At 37.5% G+C, this 8,984-nt stretch carries 9 protein-coding genes; 4 read left to right on the top strand and 5 right to left on the bottom strand.

Annotation, left to right across the window (positions count from 1 at the left end; translation table 11 throughout):
- From FJR38_RS27925 to FJR38_RS27150, 3 genes are all read right to left on the bottom strand, one after another.
- Positions 1-206 (bottom strand): hypothetical protein (locus tag FJR38_RS27925; protein ID WP_217360073.1); only part of this gene is annotated, 206 nt, incomplete at its 3' end.
- A complete protein-coding gene (locus tag FJR38_RS27155; protein WP_254445395.1) occupies positions 203-703 on the bottom strand; it encodes a GIY-YIG nuclease family protein in 501 nt (166 codons plus the stop codon). The genes FJR38_RS27155 and FJR38_RS27925, both read right to left, overlap by 4 nt.
- A 95-nt stretch (positions 704-798) precedes the next feature.
- On the bottom strand, positions 799-1,422 hold the full coding sequence (locus tag FJR38_RS27150) for a hypothetical protein (protein ID WP_168540675.1): 624 nt from the start codon (positions 1,420-1,422) through the stop codon (positions 799-801).
- An 85-nt stretch (positions 1,423-1,507) separates the two neighbouring features.
- On the opposite strand from FJR38_RS27150, the gene FJR38_RS27145 reads away from it, so the two are divergent.
- Positions 1,508-1,654 carry a hypothetical protein gene (locus tag FJR38_RS27145; RefSeq protein WP_168540673.1) on the top strand — a complete coding sequence of 49 codons (147 nt, stop codon included), beginning with the start codon at positions 1,508-1,510 and terminating at the stop codon, positions 1,652-1,654.
- 113 nt (positions 1,655-1,767) lie between these two features.
- On the opposite strand, the gene FJR38_RS27140 is transcribed toward FJR38_RS27145, so the two are convergent.
- A complete protein-coding gene (locus FJR38_RS27140; RefSeq protein ID WP_168540671.1) occupies positions 1,768-2,424 on the bottom strand; it encodes a hypothetical protein in 657 nt (218 codons plus the stop codon).
- Between the two features lie 4 nt (positions 2,425-2,428).
- The gene (locus FJR38_RS27135) at positions 2,429-2,794 is read right to left on the bottom strand and encodes a hypothetical protein (protein ID WP_168540669.1); all 366 of its coding nucleotides are present in this window, start codon (positions 2,792-2,794) and stop codon (positions 2,429-2,431) included.
- Positions 2,795-3,077: 283 nt separating this feature from the next.
- On the opposite strand from FJR38_RS27135, the gene FJR38_RS27130 reads away from it, so the two are divergent.
- From FJR38_RS27130 to FJR38_RS27120, 3 genes are all read left to right on the top strand, one after another.
- Entirely contained in the window at positions 3,078-3,251 is a 174-nt protein-coding gene (locus FJR38_RS27130) for a hypothetical protein (RefSeq protein ID WP_168540667.1), read from the top strand.
- A 682-nt stretch (positions 3,252-3,933) separates the two neighbouring features.
- Complete coding sequence (locus tag FJR38_RS27125; protein ID WP_168540665.1) at positions 3,934-7,977, top strand: plasmid replication protein, CyRepA1 family; 4,044 nt, start codon at positions 3,934-3,936, stop codon at positions 7,975-7,977.
- A gap of 136 nt (positions 7,978-8,113) precedes the next feature.
- Entirely contained in the window at positions 8,114-8,677 is a 564-nt protein-coding gene (locus FJR38_RS27120) for a helix-turn-helix domain-containing protein (RefSeq protein WP_168540663.1), read from the top strand.
- The last annotated feature ends 307 nt before the right edge of the window (positions 8,678-8,984 follow it).

Raw genomic sequence — 8,984 nt, 5'->3', positions numbered from 1 at the left:
ATTTCCGCTAACAACTTATTGCGTTTTTTATTACTAATTTTCTGACTAGATACTATGGCTAAATTAGACGCACCAAGTGACCCTAATCCAGATGAGATAAGGAATTGTGAGAACTGCTGATAGGGTGTGAACAGTGCGATAAAGCCAGTAAATGATACACCCAATGACCCGACTATAAAGCTATTTCTTAATACTTGAAAGTTCATATTGATTTCATTCCTTCTATTACTGGTTTAATTTGAGGCTGTGTTCTTTGTGGTGTGGCTTGTGTGGCTAATAAAGCCATTGTTAAAACTGCTATTCCAAGTAATGAAAAGCTAATTTTTAGGACGGGTAGTTTATTTCTATCTTGATACTCATCAAAAGCGCGATTAACTGCTAGAAAATCTAATGGATTAAGGTCAAACCATTCCCTAGATTTAGTCAGCTTCACATTGCAGTGATAAAACTTTTGATGTAACCGTTTTTCTACTGTTGCCATATCCTCTACATAGATTGTTCTGAGTATCTTGATATCGCATGGTGGCTGATTATCTATGAAGTTTTGTAGTCTAGCCTGTGGATTACGACTTAAACCAATCTTGCAGCGTCTAACCAGCGAAAATCCGATAAACTTGGGAAGATTTACACACTCCATCAAATAGATGTAACCAGGTTCATTGTCATTTCTTGGAATGTAATTAGTAGGGGTAGGGTAGTGCATTGTAGCTGCTGTAGTACGATATTACAGATAATAGAAAGGGTGCGATTAAACACCCTGATTACTAATAAGAAATGTCGAATTTTAAAATACGACAATCACTCGATTGATTCGGCTTCAGATTCAATAGCACCAATCTTTGCATCCAACTGAAATTTAGCTAACTCCACCTGACTAATTCGGGACTCAATTAAGGATAATTTAGCAGTCCAGTACAGCTTTCTTAGTGGTGTTTCAGATTGCAATCCCTCTAATTCAATGTTTTGATGAGCCAACTTTTCTTGAGTTTGTCCTAACTTAGATTGTGCGATTAGAAGGTTAACATTAGCATTCTCAAACCCTACAATCTTGGCTTGTGTGTTGACTCCATCGGATTGGAAGATTATATTAGCCTGATTCATTTTTTCAGACAGTGAACCGACTTTGTAGGCATCGGTATTTAGTTGCAAGTTCGCCCCAACTAACCTTAACGTCTCTCTCTTTTCAGATATAGATTGAATTGCTTTATCGGCTTCTACTCTAGTGGTTCGTGGCAGTGTAGAAGTGTCCGCAAATAGATTTGATGCTATGTACTGGGATGGTTCAAAAGTTGCGGCAGTGTGAACAGTTTTAGAATTAACAGGTGTGGGGTTAAGATTGACGGTTTCTTGTGAACTGGGAACAGCGTCTTTTAATTTTTCCTGCGCTGTTTCTAATTTGGTTTTTTGGGTTCTAGTTGCCATATAATTTCAGGGTAAATAAAAGACATATTTCTTTGTGGGATAATTTGGCGTTATCCCATTTTTTTAGGCTTCCAAACATTTACAGATGACAGAATGTAGCGATTTCTTAGCAGTAGAAAGACTGCGGGTAATTTCATTTTTTGGGAGTGAAGCCAGTAAGGTGATCAATTGGTTCTCGATGCTGGTTAGTTGGTTAAGTTGCTCAGTCGTCATCGTCAATACCTCCAAATAATCCAAATAAGCCTTCTATGGTGGCGTTGAGTAGGTCGAAAGGCGCGAGTAAGTTGATTCTGAATCGTGGCTTATGCCGTGCCTTGAGTACCTTAATCTCGCGCTCCAATTCCTCTATTTGCTGGTATGTAGTTGCTTTCCCAGTTCATCAGACAGGGCTTTGATTTCTTCTGATAGAGAAGATGGTAATTCTGGTAAGTCCTGAGCTACGGGTTGACGGGCATTAAGACCGCGTAGGGAGTCGAAAACCTGATGACGGGTTTCTAATCGTCTTTCTCGCAACTGGCCAACTAATTCAGAATCACGACTTTGGGCATTTTGAATAATTTGGGCGTTGCGGTATGTGTGAACCAAGTCAGCTAACTCTATGACCTCTTCTGACTCTTGGATCAGTTCTTCTAAAGCAGTGGGGATATTTGCCCCGGTGACAGGACTAGAAATAGCTTTAGGAGTAGAAGCCGCTATAGAAGAATTTTGTGGTTTCTGTGGTTCACCTGTGGCTGTTTCCTGTGCTGGTTGAATTGCTTGTGGGGTAAGGTTTTCAGGTGTTGCGGTGGTTTCTGGTAATGCCTTAGATGTGGCTTGAATTGTGCTGGCCACAGTTTGAGCAACATCAAATTTCACAGTTTTGGCAGAATCAGCATTATCAAGGTGTTGCATGAGTTCTAATCTGAATATTTGCTCATTTATACCTTGAGACTGGCAAAAATCGGCAATAGATACGGAATTGGGGTCAATAACTGCGGTTTTCTTAGATGTTCTTGCTGCCATTGTTTTATGCTCCTAACTTCTGTGTAACTTGATTTTGGGCTTTATTGAATTGATAACGGGTGAAATCTTGAGGATTTTTGAGGATATAGCCCTTTACTCTCTCAGAACGGCGTAACTGCGACATTAACCGACCAATTCTGCCTAAAATCCAACATTGATAAGGGCTGAGGGGACTTTCACGGTCAAAACTTCCGTCATGGGTCTTTGGGTAAGCAGTGCGGAAACTGTCTATTCTCCAAAATGCTATGTTTTCCCAAATAACCAAAGTTGATCTGGCAACTCCTAGCAGTTCAGCAAGGTGGGATTTTGTGCAGGGAAAATCAAGAAATATATCGTAATCGGTGGAACTCTTACAGCGTCTTGGTTTCATCTTTCATACAGTAATCAATTTGAATAGGTTAGTTATCGCGCTTAATCGGCTAGTAATCGGTAGGGGTATCGGTTGCTGTGACTGGCTAATTCTTTCAATCCCCTGCTATACAAGGCTTATGGGGTAATTTTTGAATGAATCAGACAGTGATAAGTGGCTGATACTTGACCGATTGCCCTATCTGTTGTTATCATAGCAATGACACGCCAAAATGTCAACACGCCAAAAAGTAAACACGAAAACTAGGGTATAATGCTCTGTATATTTACTTTTTGATATTGATATGGATAAGAGACGTGATCCGAACTACAAGCAAATTAGCGGACATATCCCATTAGAACTTTACAAACAATTCAAAACTGTTTGCTTCTCTAGGGATATTAAGCAAAGTGAGGCTGTAGAAATAGCTATAAGCCAATGGATAAGGGAAGATAACCCAACATCTGAACCAGGATAATTAAATATTTTAGGGGGATAGACTTTACAATATTTTTGCTGTCTCAGCAGAATATTTGTAATAAAACTTAACAATCTAATAACACATTATGTAAAAATCATGCTAGATTGATACTAGGCGATTTTTCTATGCACCAAAAATAGTCCGCTGACACTTTTAGTTGCAGACAAAAAAAAGCCGAAAAATCAAAGCCCGTTTTTTTAATATCCTTCTTTTGAAGAGGAAAGATAAGAGGTAAAGGTTTCGCAGCCTTTGACCAACAAGCACCGACTCATCGGGCTTAGTAGTTTTAAAATTCTTTCCACAATCATAACATAAGATAGGACACAGCTAAGGGTTCACATACTGAATTTTTTGTTAGTGGCAAAGGATACATAAAAAAATGGGCTTTACTTACTCCTCTCATAAAGGAAAGAAAAGCCGTGCAAATAAAGCACTTTCAAGATAATTCATTATCAAATAGTTGTTTTCAATATTCCTCAAGTATAGCAGACAATCCCCACAATGTCAATCGGAAAAGTGTAGATTGTAGCCACCAAAATAGAGAGATTAGAGAACACCATTATCATGCGGCGGGGGAATACTGCTCTGATTGTGGTAGATGGTTCAGGTGGCTTAAAAAGAAAGAATACAACGCTGTTTTAAATTCTGCTAACACTCGCTTAAATGGGGGTGTAGCATAATGACTACATTATTTAACCCTGCCACCGGATCAAGCAAGCTATTTAAAAAATCTCTACATCCCAGCTTATTTGAGAGAAATAGCAAGCAAATTAAATTATTACGCTCTCTTAAAAAGATTGTCAAAGTAAAAGACACAACAGAGAATACAAAACCATCTGTACTGCGCTGCTTACCAGTGGTTCTCAAGCCCGAAAATAAACCACAACTGTATATTTCAGAACGTGGTCAAGCAATTGAAGCAAAAGCTCATTCTACCGAGCTAGAAGCTAAACCTCAGAATAATTTTACTTCTGATACTCCGACTAAAAAAGCGGTTCAACAAATTAACGAACCTGTCAAACCTATTGATTTTGCCGATAATCTTCTGAATGGGGAATATATCAATAGAATCCGACCGGATCATATTGATGCAAAGCACTGGGAAGAATTGGTAATTGGTTCAGGTATTGACCCCGAACTTGCATCTTTAAACGTTGTTAGTTTATCGGGTAATAGTGTTTCTGAGTATATTTGCTACGGATTAGATGACAGCCACAGAACTAATACAGGGAAGTTAAGAGGGGGATATCAGAAAAGATACTCTCATCTTTATAGCGGCGGTTGGTACGTCCCGACGTTAGATATAGAAACTGGGGAAAATAGACTTTGGGGATGTTTCAAGCCTAATGATCCTGCTGTTGATGCTGATGGGAAGATCATAAAGTATGAACACCCCGCAAAGGTCGCTACTGAATGCTTCTTTCTCAGAGTTAGTCCTAAGATATGGGAGAAGATAGCAAACAAACATGGTCTGGATTTACCAGAAAACTATCAAGATGTTATTGATCATCCTGAGCTATTTTGGCAATGGGTAATTAATTCCGATATCAGAATAATTCTAACAGAAGGGGCTAAAAAAGCATTAGCTGGTTTATCTGCTGGTTATGTTTTTATAGCCTTTCCTGGTATTAATAGCGTCATCAAAACCAAAGATGAGTTAAAGAACAAATGCAAGCCATTTATTGATTCTCAGTTTGAAAAATTTCTAGGGAACAAAAGACAAATTCATTTATGTTTTGATAAAGATGCAAAATATAAATCAATTACCAACGTAAACAAAGCATTAAAGTTTATTGGAGGTGTGTTAGTTAGAAAATCTTGTATTGTCAAAGTTTGGGACTGGGATCGGAACGATGGTAAAGGTCTTGATGATGTTTTTGTGCAATGTGGAGAAGAAAGAATTGATAATCTAGCCAAAGATGCTATCAACTTTTTTGAGTGGAAAGTTAAAACTTTAAAGGAATTATCTTATATTCCCGATCTGCCACTAAACCAACGTTATCTAACCAGATATAACCAAGAAGGAAAACTAGAATTAGACTTCAAAATTAATAAGCCTTGGAATGTTCTATACTTCAAATCTCCCAAGAATAGCAGTAAATCCAGAGCTATAGAATTAATTCTTAATCCTATCATTAGAAGTGGTAGTAGAAAAGTTCTATTACTTACTCATAGAATCCAACTAGGTAGGATTTTATGCGATTTATTTGGGATAAGATACATTGATGAAAAAACAGATAATGAGAATATAGAAAGATGCCTCGGACTATGTATTGATTCCATCGGAAAAGTCAACCTTGATGAGTGGAAAGGTGCTTATCTAGTCATTGATGAGATTCAACAGTTTAAATGGCATTTACTTAATTCTGCTACTTGTAAGGAAAACAGAGCTAAGTTGATGAAACTCTTCAAGCAGTTGATAGACATGGTTATTAGAACAGAAGGGAAAATAATCATTGCTGATGCTGACTTGAGAGATGATGGTATTAATTTCATTAGCGATATGACTGATGCCGATATTAAATTATTTGGGATTGTCAACACTTTTAAAAGAGAAGAGAACGATTGCTGGACAATCCATAATTATGTAGATAAAAAGCCAGATAGGCTTATCTCTGATATGTTGATCATGCTGAATGCTGGTAAGAGAATATTTTACTGTACTGGCGGACAAAGTGAGCAATCAAAAGCAGGTACAACAAATATAGAAGATTACATTAAAAACCAACTTCCAGAAAATAAAGTTCTCAGAGTTGACCGTTTAACCGTTGGGGATACTACTCATGAAAGCTTTGGTATTTTAAGCATAGTCAATGGTGAAAACATCTTTGAGAAAGAAGCAGCTAGTCGTCAAATTACTGTGGCAAGCCCAACAGTTGAGACTGGGATATCTGTCGAAAAAGTAGGATTGTTTGATGCTGTTTTTGGTGTATTTAGTGGCTTGCAAAGTTGTGACAGTGTAAGGCAGTTTTTAAGCCGTTATCGTCCTAATGTTCCGAGGTATATATGGTTAGCTCCTAAAGGCATGAATAGTGCTTTTATAGGCAACGGTAGCGACGACCCTGGCTATTTGATTAGTGGCGAAAACAATAAGCTAAAATCTCATTTAGCCATATTAAATAGTGTCGGTTGCACTGAACAACCAGACGGAGAAATATTGAACCCTTTCTTAACTTCGTGGGGTATTGACGCGGCTATCGTTAATAACGGTTTTAAAAATTACAGGAAAACCATACTCCATGACCTTGCTAACGAAGGTCATAAAATCGTTAACAATTTACCTGCCGAAGATGAAGTATTCGATTCAAAAGCCTTGAAGGAAAACCAGGTAGAGCTAGAAGATAAATTTAACCAAAGCGTTGTAGATGCTGTTGATGTATCAGACGACGACTTTAAAAAACTAGCAGACAAAATCAATAAAACTCATCAGGAAAGACTACAACATCACAAGGGAAGGCTTGCTAGAACCTACCAAGTTCCCATAACAAAGGAGTTAGTTGATAAAGATAATGACGATTTTTATAGTGTGGTTAAGCGACATTATTATCTTCTGAATCCTGACAGTATGGTTAGGCTTGAATCTAGGAAGATGACCAATATTAATAAAGCAGGTGAGGGTGCTGCATTTACTCCTGATATTAACAAAGCATTCAAACTTTCTACAGAGTCAAAGCTTTTGAAAGATATCGGGCTTTTAGAGATTCTAGAAACATCTGGACTTCATGAAAGCCATGAACTAGCTGTTAGGGTTGGTGAGCAGATTAGAAAGAATATATGGATTTACGAACAGTATATTTGTAAGTTCAGAACTGATAAAACGGATATTCCTAGCAATCTATCCATCATTAGAACATTACTAGATAGAATAGGCTACAAACTCCCACAAACGAAGCAAAAAAGGGAAGGTGATAAAACCATCTGGCTACATGATAAACCTGCTATTGATTGGGAAAAGATAGTTACAGTATCTAAAAATGGTAAACAGCGTACCAAGCCCGTGTTAGATGCTAATGGTGACATATTACCAATAATTGATGAAAGATTCGATATCTTTACAGCATGGCAAGCTAAAGAAGCATTAGAAATAGCCAAGGAACAGGAAAAACTAGCACAGTTCAATTTCCCGGCTGAACTAGCGCAGGTAATGGGTAATGCCGTGAAATCACAAGATTACTCAGGTTCTAGAAAATGGTTTGAGAGTGCGTTATCCAGTGCTATCAATTCAAGCGATTATTGGGAAGTAGTCCAGGTTGTAGAAAAGCTAGAAAGTTCGATTGTGACCCCTGACAAATTTGGACACTTGACTCTTGACCAGTCTAGCCATAATGACCAACTCAGAAACATACTATCTGATGTTATTGGTGATAATGCCCAAGCAATCCATACTTTGCAGATACATCAAAGTAAATGGGAATCAGGAGATCGTCAATTAATTACACCACAAAAAGCTGTGGCAGTTACACCCACAGAACAGGTTTTAATTAGCAGCCCTGTACAAAAAGTTGAGGTAATACCAACTACAAAACAACCACAACCGGAATTTATAACTATGGCAGAATCAGATATAGATTCTATTCATAATTATGTAGTTGAGAAATTAGAACTTGATGATACAGCTTCATTAGAATCTCTATTCAATTCTATGACTTTGGGCAAAAAAGGAATCTTTAAAAATGCCTTTGCTCTTACTTATAAAAAGATATCTGAGACTATCGAAGTCTAGCTAGTTGTTAATCAATATTCCCCCCTGCCTTTGGGGGACTAATTCACATTCATTTAGGAGAAATGCTGTTTTTGGGTTGTGACATTGTGACAAAAAAGTGACATAATAGAAGTATAAAAATGTCACTATAAAAACTATGGCTAAAGAAGAGAAATTAAGAATATTTGAACTGTTCCGAAAGGGTGTTACAGTTCCAGAAATCGAAAAGACCTCTAGCATCAACAGACGGACACTATACCGATGGATGCAAGAATATCAAAGCAGTCAAGAGCCTGTTAAACCTTTAGATGTAGAAATACAAGAGGTCAAGGATCAAAGTGATGCTGAAATAGAATTAATTAAATTGAAAGATAGTTGGGTAGAGATTGCATCCGATAATAGTATTAGAAGTTGTTTAGCTAATGCCAGAATTAGAGAAAAACTATCAGATATTCTTCTAGACCAGTTGGAAGAGGCTGATTTGAATTTAAGGTCTATTTACACATTAAGTCAGTGTATCTCACTGCACACAAAGCTAGAGCGTGAAATGGGAATGTACGAGTTAATGAATAATCCCAACCTTGCGATGAAAATACTGGAAAGTCGAGGTTACACCATAGATAATCCTTCAGAAGAATTACCAAAAGAAAATATTGATTTGTCGGGTATGTCTCCTGAAGAGTTAAGTCGGGAATATAAAAAATTATTAGCAGCCGTCTAACCACCCCACTAAATAAGCGCATATAACCACCTATTAACAAGCTTAATAGGTGGTTTGTTTATGTCCATAATGCCGATAGAGGTAGTGTAGATTATTAAACCTGATTCTAGTTTCTACAGTTGGATGATTAAAGTAATTATCCTATTAGCGGTATCTATAGTGGCAGTAGAGAGAGTTTACCCGTTAAGAGGATGAAACTATCATGGTTAATCTATGCTAGGCTAGAATCAAGAATTTTTTGTAACGGAAATTTCCTGTAAAGTGTAACGGCGGGTTTGGAGAAGATGTAACGGAATAGGAGAAAACT

The organism is Anabaena sp. UHCC 0253 (assembly GCF_009712085.1).
Taxonomy (GTDB): domain Bacteria; phylum Cyanobacteriota; class Cyanobacteriia; order Cyanobacteriales; family Nostocaceae; genus Dolichospermum.
The sequence above is the reverse complement of the archived record's forward strand: the minus strand, read 5'-3'. Positions and strand labels throughout refer to the sequence as shown.

Bases quoted from the DNA above. Each gene is read 5' to 3' on its own strand.
- FJR38_RS27155 (WP_254445395.1), bottom strand. From the start codon at position 703: ATGCACTACCCTACCCCTACTAATTACATTCCAAGAAATGACAATGAA.
- FJR38_RS27150 (WP_168540675.1), bottom strand. From the start codon at position 1,422: ATGGCAACTAGAACCCAAAAAACCAAATTAGAAACAGCGCAGGAAAAA.
- FJR38_RS27145 (WP_168540673.1), top strand. From the start codon at position 1,508: ATGACAGAATGTAGCGATTTCTTAGCAGTAGAAAGACTGCGGGTAATT.
- FJR38_RS27140 (WP_168540671.1), bottom strand. From the start codon at position 2,424: ATGGCAGCAAGAACATCTAAGAAAACCGCAGTTATTGACCCCAATTCC.
- FJR38_RS27135 (WP_168540669.1), bottom strand. From the start codon at position 2,794: ATGAAACCAAGACGCTGTAAGAGTTCCACCGATTACGATATATTTCTT.
- FJR38_RS27130 (WP_168540667.1), top strand. From the start codon at position 3,078: ATGGATAAGAGACGTGATCCGAACTACAAGCAAATTAGCGGACATATC.
- FJR38_RS27125 (WP_168540665.1), top strand. From the start codon at position 3,934: ATGACTACATTATTTAACCCTGCCACCGGATCAAGCAAGCTATTTAAA.
- FJR38_RS27120 (WP_168540663.1), top strand. From the start codon at position 8,114: ATGGCTAAAGAAGAGAAATTAAGAATATTTGAACTGTTCCGAAAGGGT.